This is a genomic window from Halomonas sp. McD50-4 (assembly GCF_022348135.1).
Taxonomy (GTDB): Bacteria; Pseudomonadota; Gammaproteobacteria; order Pseudomonadales; family Halomonadaceae; genus Vreelandella; species Vreelandella piezotolerans.
The window spans coordinates 23,412-45,294 of the sequence record NZ_JAKRFG010000013.1 but is presented as its reverse complement, the minus strand read 5'-3'; the positions used below and the strand labels follow the sequence as shown (position 1 = coordinate 45,294).

Annotated in this window: 21 protein-coding genes; 20 read left to right on the top strand and 1 reads right to left on the bottom strand. The window is 57.7% G+C overall.

The window, feature by feature from the left end; translation table 11 throughout:
* Positions 1-90 precede the first annotated feature (90 nt).
* The 16 genes from MHM85_RS14885 to mgtE all read left to right on the top strand — a co-directional run bounded on the left by MHM85_RS14885 (position 91) and on the right by mgtE (position 15,187).
* Positions 91-762: an amino acid ABC transporter permease gene (locus tag MHM85_RS14885; RefSeq protein ID WP_058577326.1), complete on the top strand. Its 672-nt coding sequence runs from the start codon at positions 91-93 to the stop codon at positions 760-762.
* 10 nt (positions 763-772) lie between these two features.
* On the top strand, positions 773-1,531 hold the full coding sequence (locus tag MHM85_RS14880; RefSeq protein WP_058577327.1) for an amino acid ABC transporter ATP-binding protein: 759 nt from the start codon (positions 773-775) through the stop codon (positions 1,529-1,531).
* A gap of 576 nt (positions 1,532-2,107) precedes the next feature.
* Positions 2,108-4,012, top strand: a complete 1,905-nt coding sequence (mnmG, locus tag MHM85_RS14875; RefSeq protein WP_219862314.1) for a tRNA uridine-5-carboxymethylaminomethyl(34) synthesis enzyme MnmG — start codon at positions 2,108-2,110, stop codon at positions 4,010-4,012.
* Positions 4,009-4,674: a 16S rRNA (guanine(527)-N(7))-methyltransferase RsmG gene (rsmG, locus tag MHM85_RS14870; protein WP_058577329.1), complete on the top strand. Its 666-nt coding sequence runs from the start codon at positions 4,009-4,011 to the stop codon at positions 4,672-4,674. The genes mnmG and rsmG overlap by 4 nt, the downstream gene beginning before the upstream one ends.
* Entirely contained in the window at positions 4,674-5,441 is a 768-nt protein-coding gene (locus MHM85_RS14865) for a ParA family protein (protein WP_058577330.1), read from the top strand. The genes rsmG and MHM85_RS14865 overlap by 1 nt, the downstream gene beginning before the upstream one ends.
* 55 nt (positions 5,442-5,496) lie before the next feature.
* Positions 5,497-6,423: a ParB/RepB/Spo0J family partition protein gene (locus MHM85_RS14860; protein WP_153843634.1), complete on the top strand. Its 927-nt coding sequence runs from the start codon at positions 5,497-5,499 to the stop codon at positions 6,421-6,423.
* Between the two features lie 218 nt (positions 6,424-6,641).
* Positions 6,642-7,034 carry an ATP synthase subunit I gene (locus MHM85_RS14855; protein ID WP_153843635.1) on the top strand — a complete coding sequence of 131 codons (393 nt, stop codon included), beginning with the start codon at positions 6,642-6,644 and terminating at the stop codon, positions 7,032-7,034.
* Between the two features lie 16 nt (positions 7,035-7,050).
* A complete protein-coding gene (gene atpB, locus MHM85_RS14850; RefSeq protein WP_058577370.1) occupies positions 7,051-7,878 on the top strand; it encodes a F0F1 ATP synthase subunit A in 828 nt (275 codons plus the stop codon).
* A 65-nt stretch (positions 7,879-7,943) separates the two neighbouring features.
* The gene (gene atpE, locus MHM85_RS14845) at positions 7,944-8,171 is read left to right on the top strand and encodes a F0F1 ATP synthase subunit C (protein WP_007112217.1); all 228 of its coding nucleotides are present in this window, start codon (positions 7,944-7,946) and stop codon (positions 8,169-8,171) included.
* Positions 8,172-8,247: 76 nt separating this feature from the next.
* Complete coding sequence (locus MHM85_RS14840; protein ID WP_044628601.1) at positions 8,248-8,718, top strand: F0F1 ATP synthase subunit B; 471 nt, start codon at positions 8,248-8,250, stop codon at positions 8,716-8,718.
* Between the two features lie 11 nt (positions 8,719-8,729).
* Positions 8,730-9,263 carry a F0F1 ATP synthase subunit delta gene (locus MHM85_RS14835; RefSeq protein WP_153843636.1) on the top strand — a complete coding sequence of 178 codons (534 nt, stop codon included), beginning with the start codon at positions 8,730-8,732 and terminating at the stop codon, positions 9,261-9,263.
* Positions 9,264-9,279: 16 nt separating this feature from the next.
* Complete coding sequence (gene atpA, locus MHM85_RS14830; protein WP_058577334.1) at positions 9,280-10,824, top strand: F0F1 ATP synthase subunit alpha; 1,545 nt, start codon at positions 9,280-9,282, stop codon at positions 10,822-10,824.
* A gap of 65 nt (positions 10,825-10,889) precedes the next feature.
* Entirely contained in the window at positions 10,890-11,777 is an 888-nt protein-coding gene (gene atpG / locus MHM85_RS14825; RefSeq protein WP_058577335.1) for a F0F1 ATP synthase subunit gamma, read from the top strand.
* A gap of 76 nt (positions 11,778-11,853) precedes the next feature.
* Complete coding sequence (atpD, locus tag MHM85_RS14820) at positions 11,854-13,233, top strand: F0F1 ATP synthase subunit beta (RefSeq protein ID WP_058577336.1); 1,380 nt, start codon at positions 11,854-11,856, stop codon at positions 13,231-13,233.
* Positions 13,234-13,257: 24 nt separating this feature from the next.
* On the top strand, positions 13,258-13,686 hold the full coding sequence (locus MHM85_RS14815; RefSeq protein ID WP_044628606.1) for a F0F1 ATP synthase subunit epsilon: 429 nt from the start codon (positions 13,258-13,260) through the stop codon (positions 13,684-13,686).
* Positions 13,687-13,804: 118 nt separating this feature from the next.
* Positions 13,805-15,187: a magnesium transporter gene (mgtE, locus tag MHM85_RS14810; protein WP_239286358.1), complete on the top strand. Its 1,383-nt coding sequence runs from the start codon at positions 13,805-13,807 to the stop codon at positions 15,185-15,187.
* Between the two features lie 16 nt (positions 15,188-15,203).
* Here mgtE and MHM85_RS14805 read toward each other — a convergent pair whose 3' ends face one another.
* A complete protein-coding gene (locus MHM85_RS14805) occupies positions 15,204-16,397 on the bottom strand; it encodes a cation diffusion facilitator family transporter (protein ID WP_058577338.1) in 1,194 nt (397 codons plus the stop codon).
* 193 nt (positions 16,398-16,590) lie between these two features.
* Between MHM85_RS14805 and MHM85_RS14800 the strand changes: the two genes are divergently transcribed.
* From MHM85_RS14800 to glmS, 4 genes are read left to right on the top strand one after another with little or no spacing between them, the layout of a single operon-like run.
* Positions 16,591-17,391 carry an undecaprenyl-diphosphate phosphatase gene (locus MHM85_RS14800; protein WP_058577339.1) on the top strand — a complete coding sequence of 267 codons (801 nt, stop codon included), beginning with the start codon at positions 16,591-16,593 and terminating at the stop codon, positions 17,389-17,391.
* 26 nt (positions 17,392-17,417) lie between these two features.
* Positions 17,418-18,536, top strand: a complete 1,119-nt coding sequence (locus tag MHM85_RS14795; RefSeq protein ID WP_139526151.1) for an FAD:protein FMN transferase — start codon at positions 17,418-17,420, stop codon at positions 18,534-18,536.
* A gap of 1 nt (position 18,537) precedes the next feature.
* Positions 18,538-19,905 carry a bifunctional UDP-N-acetylglucosamine diphosphorylase/glucosamine-1-phosphate N-acetyltransferase GlmU gene (glmU, locus tag MHM85_RS14790; protein ID WP_219862309.1) on the top strand — a complete coding sequence of 456 codons (1,368 nt, stop codon included), beginning with the start codon at positions 18,538-18,540 and terminating at the stop codon, positions 19,903-19,905.
* A 53-nt stretch (positions 19,906-19,958) separates the two neighbouring features.
* Positions 19,959-21,785: a glutamine--fructose-6-phosphate transaminase (isomerizing) gene (gene glmS, locus MHM85_RS14785; RefSeq protein ID WP_219862307.1), complete on the top strand. Its 1,827-nt coding sequence runs from the start codon at positions 19,959-19,961 to the stop codon at positions 21,783-21,785.
* Positions 21,786-21,883: the final 98 nt, after the last annotated feature.

The following is a 21,883-nucleotide window of genomic DNA, read 5'->3' as shown; positions in this document are numbered from 1 at the left end:
TCGCCAACGCTTGAAGCGATTCTCACCACAGGGCCGGGCGGCCATTTCCCCCGGCCCTGTGTCGTTGTTTTCTTTACCTGGAGATAACGCGTGGACGTTAACTTTCAGTTCGACTGGTCGGCTGCGTTTAGCTCGATCCCCTATTTATTACCCGGTATTCCCTGGACGCTACTGATCTCCTTTGGCGGTCTAGCGATTGGCTTTTTCATCGGTATTTTCTTCGGCCTGCTGCGCATTAGTCCCGTGCGCTGGTTACGCTGGCCTGCCATCGTATACGTCGAGGTATTCCGCGGCACCCCCATCTTGGTCCAGGTGCTTTTCATCTTTTACGGCTTGCCGCAACTGCTGGGTGGGCCCATCAATGCCCTGGTCGCGGGTATTGCCGCCATTGCCGTCAACTCTGGGGCTTATATCTCCGAGATCGTTCGCGGCGGCGTGCAATCCATCGAACGCGGCCAGCGCGAAGCATCGCTTTCACTTGGCCTCTCTAGGGTACAAGCCTTCCGCTATGTCATCTGGCCTCAGGCACTGCGCCGCATGATTCCGCCGCTCGGCAATCAGGGCATCATCAGTATCAAAGACACCTCGCTCTTCTCCGTCATCGGGGTGAGTGAGCTAGTACGCCAAGGGCAAATCTATATCGCGACCACCTTCACCGCGTTGGAGGTCTACTTCATGGTGGCGCTGATGTATCTCGCCATTACCTGGACCCTTTCCCTGGTGCTGCGTCAACTAGAGCGCCGTGGCCTCGCCGGACAATAAGGAGCGCACGATGACTTCAACTCAAACGCCCATTGTGCGTATGCAAAAGCTCCACAAGCACTTTGGCAGTCTGCACGTTCTCAAGGAGATCGACCTGGACATCGTCCCGGGTGAGGTCGTCGTGGTCATCGGAGCCAGTGGTTCCGGCAAGTCCACGTTGATCCGCTGTATCAACGGTTTGGAAGAGTTTCAGTCAGGTAGTTTAGAGGTCGACGGCAACACGCTGTTGCCCAACGGTAAAAGCAGCCAGGCGCTGCAAACCATCCGTACCGAAGTGGGCATGGTGTTCCAACAGTTCAACCTCTTTCCCCATCTGAGCGTGCTCGACAACATCACGCTGGCGCCGATGAAGGTGCGCGGCTGGAGCCGCCAAGACGCCGAAGAGACCGCCAAGCGGCTGCTGGAGCGCGTCGGCATTGCCGATCAGGCCAACAAGTATCCCAGCCAGCTCTCTGGCGGCCAGCAGCAGCGTGTGGCGCTGGCGCGTGCGTTGGCGATGGAGCCGCGTCTCATGCTGTTCGACGAGCCAACGTCGGCGCTCGATCCCGAGATGATTGGTGAAGTGCTGGATGCCATGCGGGAGCTCGCCAAAGAGGGCATGACCATGGTGATCGTGACCCACGAAATGGGCTTTGCCCGTGAGGTAGCCGACCGTATCATCTTTATCCATAAGGGCGAAATTGCCGAACAAGGCCCACCCGAGCAACTCTTTGATGCGCCTCAACACGAGCGCACCCAATCGTTTTTGGCGCGCGTACTCAAGCATTGATACGCACTTGATCTCCGCTCTGTTAAGGGCGACCAAAGCACAAAAAGCGACTCACCCGATGGCCTGTCTTCCTGACAGGCCATTTTTTTGCCTGTGGATACTATTTTTTACACGCGTCCCGCCGTAGCGCTACGGCCCCCAGCATGAGCAGCTCTCCAAGCGATACGTCCGTATCGACCGGCTTGTTCACAGGTACGGTAACAAGCACGGTATCCATAGGTGGATAACCCGTTGTCAAGCAGCGCTGTGGGTAAGTCGATGTTTCATCCACAGCTCCACCACCGCTTCTACGCAGGCACTCCGCCCTTTAATCACGTAAAGGTCAACAATATAAGATTATAAAAAATATAGAGAATATTGACTTATCAACAGATTTTGTCCACACCAGTAGTTACAACATCAACAGAACTTCTCTTATATATTTTTATTTTGTTATTAATAAAGACACTGCGTTGCATACGGGGTGTGGAAAAACCTGACGGTTACCCACAGGAGGTTTATACTGGCGGGCTAATTTCATCAGCGGCGAATCGCTGACCACATCATCGTGCCAATAGGCGCAAGACGAGGTGTCTCTTGAATTACCCCGACCGCTTTGACGTGATTGTCATCGGCGGTGGCCATGCGGGAACCGAAGCCGCACTGGCCTCTGCTCGTATGGGCTGTCAAACCCTATTGCTGACCCACAACATCGAGACGCTCGGCCAAATGTCGTGCAACCCGGCCATCGGTGGCATTGGCAAAAGTCATTTGGTCAAAGAAATTGATGCGCTCGGCGGTGCAATGGGGCTAGCCACGGATTTAGGCGGCATCCAGTTTCGCGTGCTCAATGCACGTAAAGGGCCCGCGGTACGCGCAACTCGTGCCCAGGCTGATCGCGTCCGCTACAAAGCCGCCATTCGCGGCATGTTGGAAAACCAACCCAACCTGACGATTTTTCAGCAGGCGGCTGGCGATCTCATTGTGGATAACGACACCGTGCGTGGCGTCGTGACCGAGACGGGCATTCGCTTCCACGCGGAATCCGTCGTGCTCTCGACCGGTACCTTCCTGGGTGGGGTTATTCACATTGGACTCGATCAAAGCCGCGGCGGCCGCGCCGGTGATCCGCCTTCCAACGCACTGGCTGAACGACTGCGGGCACTGCCATTTCACGTTGACCGGCTCAAAACCGGTACGCCGCCGCGTATCGACGCCAAGACCGTCGATTTTTCCCAATTGGAAGAGCAGCCAGGCGATACGCCAACGCCGGTGATGTCCTACCTTGGCTCCCGCGACATGCATCCCCGGCAGATGAGCTGCCATATCGCACACACCAACGAGCGCACCCACGAGATCATCTTGGGTAACCTGGATCGCTCGCCGATGTACTCCGGCGTGATCGAGGGCATCGGGCCTCGCTACTGTCCGTCGATCGAAGACAAAGTGCACCGCTTTGCCGACAAATCGAGCCATCAGGTGTTCATCGAACCGGAAGGTCTGGATACCCACGAGCTCTATCCCAACGGCATCTCGACCTCGCTGCCTTTCGACGTGCAGTTGCAGGTGGTGCGCTCGATCAAAGGGCTCGAAAACGCGCACATCACGCGTCCTGGTTACGCCATCGAGTACGATTTCTTCGATCCACGGGATTTGAAACACTCTCTGGAAACGAAATTTATCAACAACCTGTTTTTTGCCGGACAGATCAACGGCACCACCGGTTACGAAGAAGCCGGTGCGCAAGGTCTTTTGGCGGGCTTGAACGCCGCTCGCCGCGCCAAACAGCTCGAGGCGTGGTACCCGCGCCGTGATGAAGCTTACTTGGGCGTACTGGTAGACGACTTGATCACCATAGGCACCAAAGAGCCCTACCGTATGTTCACGTCCCGTGCGGAGTACCGTTTGCTGCTGCGTGAAGACAATGCCGATCTGCGCTTGACCGAGAAAGGCCGCAGTTTGGGTTTGGTCGACGATGCTCGTTGGGCAGCCTTTAGTCAAAAGCGTGACGCCATCGAGCGTGAAACGGCGCGTCTGGCCACTGCTTGGGTACAGCCCAACAGCCCGGCCGCTGCGAAAATTGCCGAAAAGACCGGTAAACCGCTGCCGCGTGAGTACAATCTGAGTGATCTACTGAAGCGGCCCGAGCTAACCTATGCCGATATCGCCGAGCTACCTGGCATGGAGAGCGGCGATATCGACGACGACGCGGTCGCCGAGCAGGTGCAGATTCAGGCCAAGTATCAGGGCTATATCGACCGTCAGCAGGATGAAATCGATAAGCTGAAGCGCCACGAAGCGACCCCGTTACCCGCCGAACTGGATTATCAGACGGTGGAAGGGCTCTCCCATGAGATCCGCCAAAAGCTCAGCGCTGCGCGCCCGGAAACCCTCGCGCAAGCCGCACGTATTTCCGGTGTGACGCCAGCGGCGGTATCGATTCTGTTGATTCACCTGAAAAAGCGCCGTTTGGTCAGTCATACCGAGGTCGCCAACGGATGAGCGCACTGCAGCCATTGATCGATCTGCTGCCCAGCGGCGTTGCGCCTAAGTTGGACCAGGGGCTGGCCGACCTGGGCGTATCCGTGACGACGACGCAACGAGAGCAACTGCTCGGATTACTAGCGCTGTTGCACAAGTGGAATCGGGCTTATAACCTCACTGCAGTGCGCGATGTCGAGGAGATGGTCTCCCGTCATGTGCTGGATAGCGCCGCCGTGGCGCCCTACGTTCATGGTCCTGAGCTTCTCGACGTAGGGGCGGGGCCAGGCCTGCCGGGCTTGGTACTGGCCATCATGAACCCGGAGCTTCGGGTAACGCTGTTGGATAGCAATGGCAAAAAAGTACGTTTCCAGCGTCAAGCAGTGATGGAGCTGTCACTGACGAACGTGACCCCGACCCAAGCCCGCGTCGAGCAGTTTACCGGGCAATCGTTCGATCAAGTGATTTCGCGGGCGTTTGCCAGTCTGGTCGACTTCGTGACGTTGACCCATTCACTGCCTGCCGCCGACGGTCAGTGGCTAGCGATGAAAGGTCCCGGTGCCGATGATGAGCTGCGTGAATTGCCCGACGGCATTGCACTGAGTGAACGCCACTTGTTGAATGTACCCTTCGAAACCGCCGAGCGGCAGCTGTTGATCCTGACCCCAAAAGGAGTTGCGTAGTGAGCCAGATCATTGCCCTGACCAACCAAAAAGGCGGCGTGGGCAAGACCACTTCAGCCGTTAACCTGGCCGCGAGCCTGGCGGCTCTGGATCGCCGCGTACTGTTGGTGGATCTCGATCCCCAGGGACACGCCAGCATGGGCAGCGGGATCGATAAATACGATCTTGAAAAAAGCGTGCTCGACGTGCTGCTTGGCGAGGCCTCCGCCGGTGACGTCATCGTGCGCGGGCAGACGGTGCGCTACGATGTGCTCCCTGGTAACGGCGACCTGACCGCAGCAGAAGTGGAACTACTGGATAGCGACCAACGCCAAAGTCGCTTGTCACTAGCGCTCGCCAGCGTTGCAAACGACTATGACGTGGTGCTGATCGACTGCCCCCCGTCGCTGAACATGCTGACCGTGAATGCTCTGACGGCAGCCCACGGCGTGCTGATCCCGCTGCAGTGCGAGTTTTATGCGCTGGAAGGCCTCTCGGCATTGCTGGATACCGTGGAGCAGATCAAGCAAAGTGTGAACCCCGAGCTTGCCGTGTCGGGCATTTTGCGCACCATGTACGACAAGCGCACCAGCCTCACTCGGGAAGTGGATAAGCAACTGCGCGACTTTTTCGGTGATGCGCTGCTCAAAACGACCATTCCGCGCAACGTCAAAGTCGCTGAAGCGCCGAGCCATGGTGTTCCTGTGACCCAATATGCGCGTTTCTCGCGGGGTAGCCAAGCCTATCGCGTGCTGGCCAAAGAGATGATTCGGCGCCTATCGTTGTAACGGTGGCTACCGTAGCGTTAACAGTACGTAACATAAAAAGTACGAGGGAAAGCGAATGACGCGTAAACGCGCGCTAGGACGTGGCCTGGATGCCCTGATTGGTGCGGGCGCCCGTCGTCGTGACAGTTTGGATCTCACCGGCGAGACAACGCTGGACAACGCTGAGGCGTCCCTACCCGAGGGCATGTCGGATGACGCCCCCGAACGTTTGGAGCGCCTGCCGCTGGGTCAATTGACACGTGGCAAGTATCAACCTCGCCGCGACATTCAGCCCGAAGCGCTGGAAGAGCTTGCCGACTCCATTCGCGCCCAAGGGGTCATGCAACCCATTGTCGTTCGTCCCATTGGCCAAGAGCGTTACGAAATCATTGCCGGTGAGCGGCGCTGGCGAGCGGCGCAGTTGGCCGAGCTAGACGTCATTCCCGCCGTCATTCGCCACGTTAGCGATGAGGTAGCGCTGGCGCTGGCGCTGATCGAAAACATTCAGCGGGAAAATCTCAACGCGATCGAAGAGTCATTGGCCTTGAAGCGCCTGGGCGACGAATTCGAGCTAACGCAGCAGCAGATCGCCGATGCAGTAGGAAAATCCCGGACCCAAGTGGCCAATCTTCTGCGCCTGCTCGCCCTCGACCCGGAAGTGCAGACACTGCTGGAGCGGGGAGATCTCGATATGGGCCACGCCCGAGCGCTGCTATCGCTGTCCAGTGCCCAGCAGCGTCAGGTGGCCCACGAAGTGGTCAATAAAGATCTTACGGTGCGCGACACCGAGGCATTGGTAAAAAAAGTTCAGACTCAACAGGCGTCTACCTCATCTCCCAAGCAGGTCTCTAAAACACCGGACGTTGCTCGGCTCGAGACGCATTTAGGCGAACTGCTGGGTGCCCCGGTGTCGATCGACCATGGCCAACAGGGCAAGGGGAAGGTCACCATTCGCTACACTAGCCTCGAAGAGTTGGACGGAATCCTGTCGCATATTAAATAGCAGGCTAATGGAAGATGCGGCCAGTTTTTCACCCTTTGGTCGCAAGTCGGCGCTGAAACGCGCGAAATCCGTGCAACTTCGGTTGAAGGTGTGATAGCGCTTCCCTATAATCGCGCAAGATTTGTGCAGGTTGCTTATAGGTATGCCAGAAGACACTGTGAGCAACCCGCTTAACGCGCTGGGGAATCGTTGGCTAACAGGCACGATGTTGAACGCATATGCAGCGAATTGAAACCCAGCGCAGGCGAGCCTATGTAGTCCGACTTATCTGCGCCCAGCTCGTTGTCATGCTAGTCGGCGCAATGCTTGTTTACCCCTTTGCTCAGATGCCAGGGGTCGTGTCGGTCATAACGGGAGCGTTGGTAGCACTGCTACCGCATGCTTTCTTCATACAGCGGTTAGGAATTTTTCGCAATACGCGCCGAATATCGGGCGCAATGGACCTGTTTCGTGCCGAGGCAGGCAAGTTTGGTTTGACGGTGGCGCTGTTTGCGCTGGTGTTCGTGGTAGTGCCCCCCTCAAACCCCGCTTTCTTTTTTAGTGCTTATGTTGCGGTTGTTCTGACGCATTGGCTTGCGCCTTGGCTAATGCCTGGGAAATCGCACAACTGATTGAGGTGACATGTCTATGGCCGCAGGAAACGAAGTCTCATCGACTTACTATATCCAGCACCACTTGCAGAACCTGACCTTTGGTAAACACCCAGAAAATGGCTGGTCGCTGGCGCACTCCGCCGAAGAAGCCCGTGAAATGGGCTTTTGGGCCATTCACTTGGACACCATGGGCTGGTCCATCGCCATGGGCCTTCTGTTCATCTGGATTTTCCGTAAAGCCGGTAAAGCGGCGACCACCGGCGTTCCCAGCGGCCTGCAAAATGCCGTTGAGATGGTTGTCGAGTTCATCGAAAACCTCACGCGGGCCACGTTCCATGGCCGCAACCCCATCATTGCGCCTCTAGCGCTCACGCTGTTCGTGTGGATTCTGCTCATGAACACGCTGAAGATCATCCCGGTCGACTATGGCCCCGAGCTCTTCAAGCGACTGGGCGTCGAGTACATGAAAATCGTACCGACCACGGACCCCAATGCCACGCTGGGTATGGCGCTAGGCGTGTTCTGTTTGATCATCTACTACAGCATCAAAGTCAAAGGTGCCGGTGGTTTCGCCAAAGAATTGTCACTAACGCCGTTCAATCACTGGGCGCTAATCCCCTTCAACCTGGTACTTGAAGTGATCGGCCTGCTGGTGAAGCCGCTGGGTCTCGGCCTGCGTCTGTTCGGTAACATGTTCGCCGGTGAAGTTATCTTTATCCTGATTGCGCTACTACCGTTCTGGGCAATCTGGCTGTTGGACGTGCCATGGGCCATCTTCCACATCCTCGTGGTAACGCTGCAGGCCTTTATTTTCACCACGCTGTCGGTGGTTTACCTCAGCGCGGCGCACGAACACCACTAAACCAAGCAACGACGTTTTCATTAACCCTCAACCCTTAACCAAAACTTAAACTCAGGAGCAACATCATGGAAATGGTTTATCTCTCAGCTGCTATCATCATCGGTCTGGGCGCACTGGCTACCGGCATTGGCTTCGCTCTTCTGGGCGGCAAACTGCTCGAGTCGACTGCGCGTCAGCCGGAACTCGGTGACCAGCTGCAAACCAAAACCTTCATCATGGCTGGTCTGCTGGACGCCGTTCCGATGATCGGTGTTGGTATCGCGATGTACCTGATCTTCGTAGTCGCCGGTTAATGCAGCTTGACCGAGCGGTCATCCGCTCGGTTTTGTTTCACTCCGGTCGCCACGAACTTGTCAGAGGTACATCCCTGTGAATATCAACATGACGCTTATCGGGCAGACGATCGCCTTCGCGATCTTTGTCTGGTTTTGCATAAAGTATGTGTGGCCTCCGATCAGCAACGCGCTTCACGAGCGTCAGAAGAAAATTGCTGATGGCTTGGACGCAGCCAGCCGTGCGACGCGCGACCTTGAGCTTGCTCAAGAGCGTGCTGAGCAAACGCTGCGTGAAAGCAAGGAGCAGGCTTCTCAAATTCTCGAGCAAGCCAACAAGCGCTCTGCTCAAATGATCGAAGAAGCACGCGAACAGGCTCGCGCTGAAGGCGAACGCCTGATGGCAAGCGCTCGTTCCGAAATCGAGCAAGAAGTGAATCGTGCAAAAGACGAGCTTCGTGCCCAGGTTTCTCACCTCGCCATCCTAGGTGCCGAGCGTGTCCTTGAAGCTTCGGTCGACGAGAAAGCACATCGCAAGTTACTTGATGAGCTTGCTGCTGAACTGTAAGGAGGTGACCCATGGCGGAATTATTGACCGTCGCTCGTCCTTACGCTAAGGCGGCGTTTGAATACGCGCGTGATCATGAGGCGCTTGATAGCTGGTCCAAAGCGCTGGGTTTTTTAAGCGCAGCGGTTGCCAACAGCGATGTACGTCGCCTGCTGGGCAGTCCAAAGCTCGAGAACGACAAAAAGGTCGCTCTGCTCGCTGATATGTTGCCGGAGCAGAGCACCGACGTGTCGCGCTTTCTGGATACCCTGGCCGACCAAGGTCGTCTGTTGGCTCTGCCTTTCATCGCTGAACAGTTCGAGCACCTGCGTGCCGATCATGAGCAGCGAGTCGAGGTATTGGTCACGTCCGCCTACGAGCTGGACAGCCAACAGCAGACCAAGCTAGCAAACGCGCTCAAGAAACGTCTGAATCGCGAAATCTCCATTACTACTCAGGTGGACAAGGCGCTGATTGGCGGTGTCATCCTGCGTGCCGGCGATACCGTCATTGACGGTTCGGTGCGTGGTCGATTGAACCGACTTTCCGAAGCGCTGACCGCTTGAGTCTGAGGGACATGGCATGCAGCAACTGAATCCTTCCGAGATCAGCGACATCATCAAGCAGCGAATCGAGAAGCTTGACGTCGCATCCGAAGCCCGTAATCAGGGCACCATCGTCAGCGTTTCCGACGGTATCGTGAAAATTCACGGCCTCGAAGACGCGATGTTCGGTGAAATGATCGAATTCCCCAACAGCATCTTCGGCATGGTACTCAACCTGGAGCGTGACTCCGTGGGTGCCGTTGTCCTGGGTGACTACCTGCAGCTCGAAGAAGGCATGACCGCCCAGTGTACCGGTCGCATTCTGGAAGTGCCGGTAGGCCCCGAGCTGGTGGGTCGTGTGGTCGATGCGCTGGGTAACCCCATCGACGGCAAAGGCGACATCAACGCCAAACAGACTGACGCGGTCGAAAAAGTGGCGCCTGGCGTTATTACCCGTCAGTCCGTTGACGAGCCGATCCAAACCGGTCTGAAATCCATCGACGCCATGGTACCGATCGGTCGTGGTCAGCGTGAGTTGATCATCGGTGACCGTCAGATCGGTAAATCCGCCATTGCCATCGATGCGATCATCAACCAGAAAGGCAAAGGCGTGACCTGTGTCTACGTCGCCATCGGTCAGAAGCAGTCGACCATTGCCAACGTGGTGCGCAAGTTAGAAGAGCACGGCGCGATGGATCACACCATCGTCGTGGCCGCGGGCGCTGCCGACCCGGCACCGATGCAGTTCTTGGCCGCTTACTCTGGCTGCACCATGGGCGAGTACTTCCGTGACCGCGGTGAAGACGCACTGATCGTGTATGACGATCTTTCCAAGCAGGCCGTTGCCTACCGCCAGGTATCGCTGCTGCTGCGTCGTCCGCCGGGCCGTGAAGCTTACCCGGGTGACGTGTTCTATCTCCACTCGCGTCTGTTGGAGCGTGCCGCTCGCGTCAACGCCGACTACGTCGAGAAGTTCACCAACGGCGAAGTGAAGGGCAAAACCGGTTCCTTGACCGCACTGCCGATCATCGAAACACAGGGTGGTGACGTATCGGCGTTCGTTCCGACCAACGTTATCTCTATCACCGATGGTCAGATCTTCCTGGAAACCAACCTGTTCAACTCCGGTATTCGTCCGGCGATCAACGCAGGTCTCTCGGTTTCTCGTGTCGGTGGTGCTGCGCAGACCAAGATCATCAAGAAGCTGGGTGGCGGTGTGCGTCTGGCCCTGGCTCAGTATCGTGAACTGGCGGCGTTCTCGCAGTTTGCCTCTGACCTTGACGAGGCCACGCGTAAGCAGCTCGAGCACGGCCAACGCGTGACCGAACTGATGAAGCAGAAGCAGTACTCGCCGATGTCAGTGGCGGAAATGGCGCTGTCTCTGTACGCCGCTAACGAAGGTCACCTGGACGATGTGAGCGTCGACAAGGTGCTGGACTTCGAACGTGCCCTGCACGACTACATGAAGTCCGAGCACAGCGAGCTGCTCGATAAGATCAACCAGACCGGCGACTACAACGGTGAGATTCAGGACGGCTTGAAGTCAGGTCTCGAGAAGTTCAAGGCGACTCAGAGCTGGTAATGTCCGGCCCGCCTACGGGCGGGCTTGCATGCTTTCTGAGAGCCACGAACGAAAGGTAGATCGCTATGGCAGCTGCAAAAGAGATACGCACCCAGATCGGGAGCATTAAAAATACGCAGAAGATTACCAGCGCCATGGAAATGGTGGCTGCATCGAAAATGCGTAAAGCGCAAGATCTGATGAAGGCTGGCCAGCCGTACGCCAAGCAGATTCGTAACGTGGTAGGCCACATTGCCGACGCGAACCCCGAGTACAAGCACGACTATATGGTCGAGCGTAACGAGGTAAAGCGTGTTGGTTACATTGTGGTCTCCACCGATCGTGGCCTGTGTGGCGGCTTGAACGTCAACCTGTTCAAGGCAGTGGTGAAAGACGCCGTTGCCTGGAAACAGCAAGGCGCTGAGCTGGACTTCTGTGCCCTCGGTTCGAAAGCCGGTGCTTTCTTCCGCAACTACGGTGGCAACTTGATTGCGGCCAAGAGCGGACTAGGGGAAGCACCGACCGTCGAGGGTCTGATCGGTAGTGTCAAGGTCATGCTCGAAGCGTATGACGAAGGACGCCTGGATCGTCTGTACGTGGTGTATAACGAGTTCGTCAACACCATGACCCAGCGGCCCGTCGTGCGTCAGCTTCTTCCGCTGTCGCCTGACATGGGCGCTGACGCTAAGCATGACGAAGAAAACGCCCGTCCCGGAAGCTGGGACTACCTGTATGAACCGGATGCCAAGGCGTTGCTAGACAGCCTGTTGGTTCGATTCATCGAATCGCAGGTGTATCAGGCGGTAGTCGAAAACGGTGCGTGCGAACAGGCCGCCCGAATGATCGCTATGAAGAGTGCCACTGATAACGCGGGCAACCTGATCGACGATCTGGAGATGGTGTACAACAAGGCCCGTCAGGCCGCCATCACCCAGGAAATTTCCGAGATCGTCGGCGGCGCTTCAGCCGTATAACGCCAAGGGAGCCTGCCATCGCTAAGGTGGCTCCCGGCAAACAGGTTTCATTTGCAGGTTTTTGAGAGGAACCAAGATGAGCGGACGTATCGTACAAATCATCGGCGCGGTGATTGACGTAGAGTTTCCGCGGGACTCTGTGCCCAAGGTCTACGACGCGCTGAAGGTCTCCAACGTTGAGACCATCCTCGAAGTCCAGCAGCAGCTGGGCGACGGCGTAGTACGCGCCATTGCCATGGGCTCCACCGAGGGCTTGAAACGTGGCTTGGACGTAACCAACACAGGTGCCGCGATTTCCGTACCGGTCGGTAAGGAAACGCTGGGTCGCATCATGAACGTACTCGGCGAGCCGATCGACGAAGCAGGTGAGATCGGTGAGCAAGAGCGTATGCCGATCCACCGAAAAGCGCCGAGCTATGCCGATCAGGCAGCGTCTAACGAGCTGCTCGAGACCGGTATCAAGGTCATCGATCTGGTCTGCCCCTTCGCGAAAGGCGGTAAGGTCGGTCTGTTCGGCGGTGCGGGTGTTGGTAAAACCGTTAACATGATGGAGCTTATCCGCAACATCGCCACCGAGCACAGCGGCTACTCTGTATTCGCTGGTGTCGGTGAACGTACGCGTGAGGGTAACGACTTCTATCACGAAATGACCGAATCCAACGTTATCGACAAGGTAGCGCTGGTCTACGGTCAGATGAACGAGCCGCCCGGTAACCGTCTTCGCGTGGCGCTGACCGGTTTGACCATTGCGGAGAAATTCCGTGATGAAGGCCGCGACGTTCTGCTGTTCGTCGACAACATCTACCGTTACACCCTGGCCGGTACCGAAGTATCCGCCCTGCTGGGTCGTATGCCGTCTGCGGTAGGTTACCAGCCGACGCTGGCCGAAGAGATGGGCGTTCTGCAGGAACGTATCACCTCGACCAAAACGGGCTCTATCACTTCCGTACAGGCCGTTTACGTCCCGGCGGATGACTTGACCGACCCATCGCCAGCCACCACCTTCTCGCACCTGGATGCGACCGTGGTACTGGCGCGTTCCATCGCTGAGCTGGGTATCTACCCCGCGATCGACCCGCTGGACTCCACCTCGCGTCAGCTGGATCCGCTGGTTGTCGGTGAAGAGCACTACGACGTAGCACGTGGCGTTCAGAACGTTCTGCAGCGTTACAAGGAACTGAAGGACATCATCGCGATTCTGGGTATGGACGAGCTGTCTGACGAAGACAAGCTGGCCGTTGCCCGTGCGCGTAAGATCCAGCGCTTCCTGTCGCAGCCGTTCTTCGTGGCCGAGGTCTTCACGGGCTCGCCCGGTAAGTACGTGTCGCTGAAAGACACCATTCGTGGCTTCCAGGGCATCCTCGCGGGTGACTACGACGATCTGCCGGAACAGGCCTTCTACATGGTCGGCTCCATCGACGAAGCTGTCGAAAAAGCCAACCAGATGAAGAAGTAATCCCGTCCATTAGGGGGATTCGCTATGGCGAATAGCTTCACTTGCAATATCGTCAGCGCAGAAGCATCCATCTTCTCAGGTAAGGTTGAGCAGGTGATTGCTTCCGGGATTATGGGTGACCTCGGCATTTTGCCGGGGCACGCCCCGCTGCTGACCGAGCTTCAGCCGGGCCCGATCCGCGTGATCCACGATGATGGCAAGGAAGAAAACTTCTTTGTCTCTGGCGGCTTCATGGAAGTCCAGCCAGATGTCGTGACGATCCTGGCAGACGCTGCGGCGCGTGCCAGCGACCTCGACGAGGCCGCTGCCGAGGAAGCGCGTCAGCAGGCGCTGAAAGCCTTTAACGAGAAGTCAGCGGAGCTGGATTATACCCGTGCTGCCGCTGAACTTGCCGAAGCCGTTGCTCAGCTGCGAACGATTCAGCAGCTGCGTAAAAAGGCGGGTAAAGGCTAGTTAGACGCTCTGCGTAATCAAACGCCCCTTAAACCCGATTCAGGGTTTAAGGGGCGTTTTTTTTGTCTGTTAATATGCGGGTGAGTCATCCCAGAGTTGAACGTCTCAGGAGCGAGCGATGGCGCTAAACGAAGAAGCCTTACAGGCGTTGAAGACCGAGCTGCTCGATGAGCTGGTCAAGGAAGATCCCAGTAAGTCGCAATTGGCGGAACGCCTCGCCGAAATCCGCTCGGCTGACATCGGCGAAGTGCTCGAAGAGCTTATCGAAGAAGATGAAGAGTTAAGCGCCGCTTTGACGGTGTTGGACATTCTCTCCACCGAACGAGCCGCCAATGTGTTGGGCTATCTACCCAAAGAGAGCCAGCTCGAGGTCGTAGGTGAACTGTCCGATACCCAGGTGCTCAAGCTGCTCGAAGAGATGGGCTCCGATGAGCGGGCGGATTTGTTCAACCGGCTTGGGGAAGACCGTCGCGAAGCGCTGTTGCGTCGTATGGCGCACCAGGAGCGCGAGGATCTCAAGCGCTTGGCGAGCTATGAAGAGGGCACTGCCGGCGCCATCATGACCTCTGACTATGTTGCCATAGCCAGTGGCATGACGGTGTCACAAGCAATGATGCGCGTGCGCCAAACCGCGCCCGATGCGGAAACGGTCTACCAGCTCTATGTGTTGGACAGCGACGGCCATCTGATCGGCACCATGTCGCTGCGTCAACTCATGGTCGCGCGTCCTGGGGCAGTGGTCGACGACATCATGATTAAAGACGTCATCAACACGCCCGTGGACAAAGCGCAGGAGGAGGTGGCGCGTATCGTGGCCCGCTACGATTTGCTGGCGCTGCCGGTGATCGATGCCGATGGGCGTATGGTAGGGATCGTCACCCACGACGATGCCATGGACGTCGCTGAGTCGGAAGCCACCGAAGATATCCACAAAGGGATGTCCATCGGTCAGCTAGAGGATGGCGTGAGCCGGGTACCGCTGTGGAGTCTTTACCGCAAACGCGTGTTTTGGCTGGTCTTGCTGGTCTTTGCCAACCTTTTTTCGGGGGCGGGCATCGCTTATTTCGAGGAGACCATTGCTGCTCAGGTGGCGCTGGTATTTTTCTTACCGCTGCTGATCGGTAGCGGCGGTAATGCCGGTGCGCAGGCCGCCACGCTGATGGTGCGCGGCATGGCCACCGGCGACGTAGGTGTGAAGGATTGGAGCAAGATGCTTGGGCGTGAGCTGTTGGTGGCCGGTTCATTGGGTTTGACCATGGCCATTGCCGTCGCCCCCATTGGGATTTTTCGTGGCGGGGAAGCGGTGGCCATCATCGTGGCGCTCAGCATGGTGACCATCGTGCTGTTTGGCAGCTTGATCGACATGTGCTTGCCGTTCGTTTTGGAGCGCTTCAAAGTAGACCCCGCGACGGCCTCGGCTCCGCTGGTGACCACGCTGATCGACGCCACCGGCGTACTGATTTACTTCAGTATTGCAACGGCCATACTTGCCGGCGTCTGATCTGGGTTAGGGTAGCCTAGCGCATGGCGCTGCTGGCCGCCCGGGTGATGAACATGACCTCCACATGACCCAGCCACTCGATGTCGCTGGCGAGCGCCTTGAGCTGGCTCGCCAAACACTGAGGCGGCTGGTGAACGGCGTCGCCAATGATCAGCGACACCGAGACCTTATCGTCCAAGTAGTGAAGCTGTAGGTCATTCAGCGTGCGCCACACCGGGTGGCGGTACCATCGCTCGTTCAGCGCCGCTTCCACTTCTGGACGCAGCGGCAGGCCGGGTAGGCGGCTCGGGTCGCCTTCACCAGCGTCATCTTCTGGGTCGACGTGGAAGATGACGTCGGTCAGCAGTGGGAATTCATGGCGCAGGCGACGGCTCACTTCGTTGCCGATTTCATGGGCTTCCGACACGGTGATCTTCGGCCCGACCACCACGTGCAGATCCACCATCACCCACCCGGCAGACTGGCGAGTGCGCAGGTCGTGAACACTATCCACCCCCGGCACGCTGCAGGCGACGTCGTGCATCTGCTGCTGAATATCTTCGGGCAGCGCGGTATCCACCAGCTCGCGTGCGGACTCCCACAATAAATCCCAGCCCACCTTACCCACCAGCAGCCCGACGATGATCGCGGCGATGGCGTCTAGCCAACCCAGACCAAACTGAGCGCCTACCAGTGCCACCAGTACCACGGCGGTCGACAGGGCATCGCTGCGCGAGTGCCAAGCGTTGGCTTCCAGCAATTTGGATTTCACCCGCTTTGCTACTCGCATGGTGTAGCGGAAGATCCACTCTTTGCTAAGCAGGGCCAAAACGGTAATGGCAATGGCGATCAGGCCAGGGGCATTGACCTCCGTGCCGCTGAACAGGCGATCCAGGCTCGACCAGGCAATACCCCCGGCCACGAAAATCAGCACGCTACCGAGCAGCAGCGTGGTCAGGGTTTCGATCCGGCCATGGCCGTAGTGGTGGTCGTTATCGGGCTCTTGGCGGCCATAGTGAATGGCTGCCAGCACGAACCCATCGGTCACGAGGTCGGAGAGCGAATGGATACCATCGGCAATGAGGGCTGCCGAACCGACCAAAAAGCCCACAGCGACTTTAATGACGCTCAGGAAACCGTCTAGCCAAGCGCCGATATAGGTCACGCGCTTGGCTTCTTGGCTATCTAGCTCGTGGTTGGGAACCACTGGCGTTTCTACGGTCTGAGTCATGAGGTACCTGCAGGGACGCACACTTCCATTAGATGCCCATTGTAGCTTACCGCCGGGCAAGCTCTATACCCTCTTGTGCATTCTCAGGCGTTACCGGTGCGGACAATGAAAGTTGGGATGTGTATCCTAAGCGCCGCTGCAGGTGAGACGACCTCATTTCATAACGCAACACAGAACATAGACAGGACGACCTATGGATTGGCTCCAAGTGGTAGTATTGGCGGTGGTGCAGGGGCTCACTGAATTTCTTCCGATTTCCAGCTCCGCTCATCTGATTTTGGTGCCGGTGCTCACCACCTGGGAAGACCAAGGTCTCGCGTTCGATGTGGCACTCCACTTGGGTAGCTTGAGCGCCGTCGTCCTCTATTTTCGCCAGGAAATTTGGCAAATGATCGCTAGCAGCCTCACGGCGGTAAGAGGCAAAGGCGTCAATGAGGATGCGCGTCTGGCGTTTTGGGTGGTCGTGGCCACCTTGCCGGTGTGCATCGTCGGCTTTCTTCTCCATGACCTGATCGCAGGCTACATGCGCTCGACGCTGATCATCGGCCTTAGCCTGATCGGCTTTGGCTTACTGCTAGGCTACGCCGACTGGAAAAAGCGTGGTATCCGCAGCGAGTATCAGTTGACGCTAAAAGACGTGCTGATCATCGGCGGCGCTCAGGTATTAGCGCTGATCCCCGGTACGTCGCGCTCGGGGATCACGATGACCGCGGCGCTGATGGTTGGCATGAATCGAGAAGGCGCCGCGCGCTTCTCGTTCTTGCTCTCGATTCCCGTCATCGTGCTCGCCGGTGGCCTCGAAGCGGTGAATCTCTTCAAAGCGCCTCACTCGATCGACGTACCCGCTATGCTAATAGGGGCGCTTTTATCGGGTATCAGCGCCTTCGTGTGTATTCACTACTTTCTCGTCGTAATCAAAAAGCTGGGGATGCAGCCGTTCGTGGTATACCGCGTGCTGTTTGGTGCCTGGCTACTCTGGTTTTTTCATTTCTAACCCGCGCGTTCAATGAAGGACATCGGATGAAGGGCTATCAAACCGCGTGTAGGCGACTGGGCGTCGTGGCACTGCTCGGCACGCTATTGGCAGGCTGTTCGGAAAGTGATCGGCCACTGGAGTCTCCGGTGCGCTTCGAGGGCGGTATTTTTGGTACGTATTATCAAATGACTCTGGTCGACCCACTCACCCAGGGCGACGCGAACGCATTGGAAGAGGGCATCCTAGCCGAGATGGAAGACGTGGACCACGCCATGTCGACCTACCGCGACGACTCCGAGCTGGTCGCTTTTAACGAAGCGCCGCTTGGGGAGTGGCAGCCGCTCTCCAACGAGCTGATCGAAGTGCTGGCGATTAGCCGTTCGGTGTCGGAAGCAAGCGAAGGGGCCTTCGATATCACCATTGGCGATGTGGTGAATCTATGGAGCTTTGGGCCCGAGGCACGTCCCGAAGAGGTGCCCAGCGATGCCGAACTCAGCGAGCGTATGGCCACCATTGGTTTCGATGCGGTGGAAGTCGATACCCAGCGCATGCAAGCACGTCGCCTGCGTGATGTCTTTGCCGATCTCTCCGGCGTCGCCAAAGGCCACGCCACCGACCGCGTGGCGGCGTATCTGGATCAGCAGGGCATCGATAATTACCTGGTCAATATCGGTGGCGGGCTGATTGCCCGCGGTTACCGGGACATCGAAGATCAAACGCCTTGGCGTGTCGGCATTGAAGTGCCGCAAAGCGGCGTGCCGGAAGCGCAGCACGTGTTGGCGCTGGAGGGGATGTCAGTGGCCACGTCGGGCGATTATCGCAACTACTTTGAAGTCGATGGCGAGCGCTTCTCTCATCTTCTGGATCCGCGAACCGGTCAGCCCATCAAGCATCAGCTAGCGTCGGTATCGGTGTTCCACCCCTCCAATGCCTGGGCCGATGCTTGGGCCACGGCGCTCACCGTCGTGGGGAGCGAGCAGGGTATGCAGCTGGCCGTCGAAAACAACCTCAATATTTTGATGTTAGTACGTGAGGGGGAGCGTTGGCGTAGCTTGGCGAGCCCCGCCTTCGTCAACTATTTCGGTGATGCGCTGATCGATGAACTGGGCATCGAGCCCTGGACGGCCTCCTCAGCGAATCGCCAAATGCAAACAGGTGAATGACATGCACGACCTCGATATCGTCATCTTAGCCGCAGGTAAAGGCACACGGATGCGCTCTCAGTTGCCCAAAGTACTGCACACGCTAGCGGGTAAGCCCATGGTAGAGCACGTACTGGCAACGGCCAGTGGCCTGAATCCGAGTCGTACCCACGTGGTGATTGGCCATGGTGCTGACCAACTTCGCGACGCGTTGGCGGAGTATGATGTCTCGTTTGCACTGCAGGAAGAGCAAAAAGGCACCGGACATGCGGTGGCTCAGGCGCAGCCTCAGTTGGGCAGCGGTATCGTGTTGGTACTGTATGGCGACGTACCGCTGATTCGTCGCGATACGTTGGCCGACCTGCTGGCTAAGGTGGATGAGCAGCACATGGGCCTGCTCACCGTCACGCTGGAAGACCCCAGTGGCTATGGGCGTATCGTGCGCGATGTCGAGGGCCACGCCGTGGCGATCGTCGAGCAGAAAGATGCCAATGAGGAGCAGCTGGCGATTAACGAGTGCAACACCGGCATCATGGCCATGACCAGCGCTCAACTGAAGCGTTGGCTGCCCCAACTCTCGGCAGAGAATGCCCAGGGAGAGTACTACCTGACCGACGTGATCGCCATGGCGGCCAGTGAGGGCATCAAGGTCGCCACCGCACAGCCACACGCTGCCACAGAGGTGGAAGGGGTCAATAATCGCGTGCAAATGGCCCGTCTAGAGCGTGCCTACCAGCAGCAAACGGCGGAGACGCTGATGGCTCAAGGCGTTGCCTTGGCCGACCCCGCACGCATCGACGTGCGCGGTAAGCTCACCTGCGGCCACGATGTCTTCATCGACGTAGGCTGCGTGTTCGAAGGGAACGTCGAACTTGGCGAAGGCGTGCGGGTTGGGCCCTACTGCGTCATCAAGAACAGCACCATCGGCGCGGAAAGCGAGATTCACAGCCACAGCGTGGTCGATACGACCGTGGCGGCGGGCCTTAATCAGGTGGGACCCTACGCGCGGCTGCGCCCCGGAACCCGCTTGGCGGTCAAAGCCAAGGTCGGTAATTTTGTCGAAACCAAAAACGCTGACGTGGGTGAAGGAAGCAAAATCAATCATTTGAGTTATGTGGGGGATGCTCGTCTGGGGCGCGATGTGAACGTGGGCGCGGGCACCATCACCTGCAATTACGACGGCGTAAACAAGCACCGCACCGAGATTGGCGATAATGCCTTCATCGGTTCCAATACCGCGCTGGTGGCACCCGTCACGGTGGGCAAAGGGGCCACCGTCGGCGCGGGATCCACGATTGCCAAAGACGTCGCCGAGCACGCCCTGGCCGTGACCCGCAGCCGACAGCTAGAGAAGCCCGACTGGCCGCGCCCGGTGAAAACGACTAAATAAGTGCATCGACACGTTGAATAATACGGCGTGCAAACGCCCTAGGAGAAAGAGTTATGTGTGGCATCGTCGCAGCGGTTGCACAGCGCAATGTGCAGGGAATTTTGCTGGAAGGACTCAAACGTCTGGAGTATCGCGGTTATGACTCCTCTGGCATGACGGTGCTGAACGACGGTGCCTTAACGCGGCACCGTGCCTTGGGTAAGGTCTCGGCACTGGCCGAACGATTGGATATTGCGGCGTTACCGGGCAGTAGCGGTATTGCGCACACTCGCTGGGCCACGCACGGTAAACCCTCCGAGGCCAATGCGCATCCGCATCACAGCAGCGATACCGTTGCCGTGGTTCATAACGGCATCATCGAAAACTACGAGCAGATTAAAGAGACGCTGCAAGGCAGCGGTTACACGTTCACTTCGGAAACCGATACCGAAGTGATCGCCCACCTGCTGGCGGAAACACTCGCTGCGGGCAAAACGCTGTTCGAGGCGACGCAGGAGATCGTGCATGGTCTTGGCGGTGCTTACGCACTGGGCGTGATGAGCGTGACCGAACCCAATGTGGTGGTGGGCGCGCGCCAAGGAAGCCCGCTAGTCGTGGGTGTCGGGATCGACGAAGCCTTTTTAGCCTCTGACCCGCTGGCGCTTTTACAGGTGACCGATCGCTTTATCTATCTGGAAGAGGGCGATGTAGTCGAGCTGCGTGAGGGCGGTGCCCTTCGCATCGTCGATCGGCAAGGCGATACGGCCGAGCGCCCGGTGCATACCTTCGAGCATGGCGACGGCGCGGCCAGCAAGGGCGAGTATCGTCACTACATGCTCAAGGAAATTTTCGAGCAGCCCAAGGTTATCGAAGCCGCTCTGGAAGGTCGGCTGAGCGCCAGCAGCGTACTGGTCGAAAGTTTTGGGCCAGAGGCCCAGGCGTTGTTCCAGAAAGCCCGGCAGGTGCATATCATTGCCTGCGGCACCAGCTATCATGCAGGCTTGGTGGCGCGTTACTGGTTGGAGCGCTACGCCGGGGTGCCGGTACAGGTCGAAGTGGCCTCCGAGTATCGCTACCGTCACCCAGTCGTGCCGGAAGGGACACTGTTCGTCACGCTCTCCCAATCTGGAGAAACCGCCGATACGCTGGCGGCGCTGCGCTTTGCCAAGACGCTGAGCTATGTCGGCTCGCTGGCGATCTGCAACGTGCCCGGAAGCTCCCTGGTGCGGGAGTCCGACATGTCTCTGATGACCCGCGCGGGCCCAGAAATTGGCGTCGCCTCGACCAAAGCGTTTACCACTCAGTTGATTGCGCTGATGCTGCTGACGCTATCGGTCAGTAAAGCAAAGGGCCAGCCAGCGCAGCCAGAGATCATTGGCGCCCTGCAGGCACTGCCCGCGCTCTGTCAGCAGGTGTTGGGTCTCGATCGGCAGATCGAAGTGCTTTCTCAGGCATTTGCAGAGAAGCATCACGCGCTCTTCCTGGGTCGTGGGGCGCACTACCCCATTGCTTTAGAAGGCGCGCTGAAGCTCAAGGAGATTTCCTATATCCACGCGGAAGCCTATCCGGCCGGCGAGCTCAAACACGGCCCGCTGGCGCTGGTGGATAGCGAGATGCCGGTCATCTCGGTAGCCCCCAACGATGACCTGCTGGAAAAGCTAAAATCCAATCTCCAAGAAGTACGCGCCCGTGGGGGAAAGCTATTCGTATTTGCCGATCAAAAGGTAGGGATTAACTCCCAAGACGATATTCACGTTTTGGAGCTACCGAATGTTCACGAAGCGCTGGCACCGCTACTCTATACCTTGCCACTGCAACTTCTGAGCTATCATGTGGCGGTCCTGAAAGGCACCGATGTGGATCAACCGCGTAACCTTGCCAAGAGCGTGACCGTTGAATGATCGAAGCGTCACAATTAATTGCAATCGAATGAATAAAGCGCTTTACAAGATGCGGCAAATGGCCGCATCTTATGCGCCATCGCTGCGTTGCAGCACAT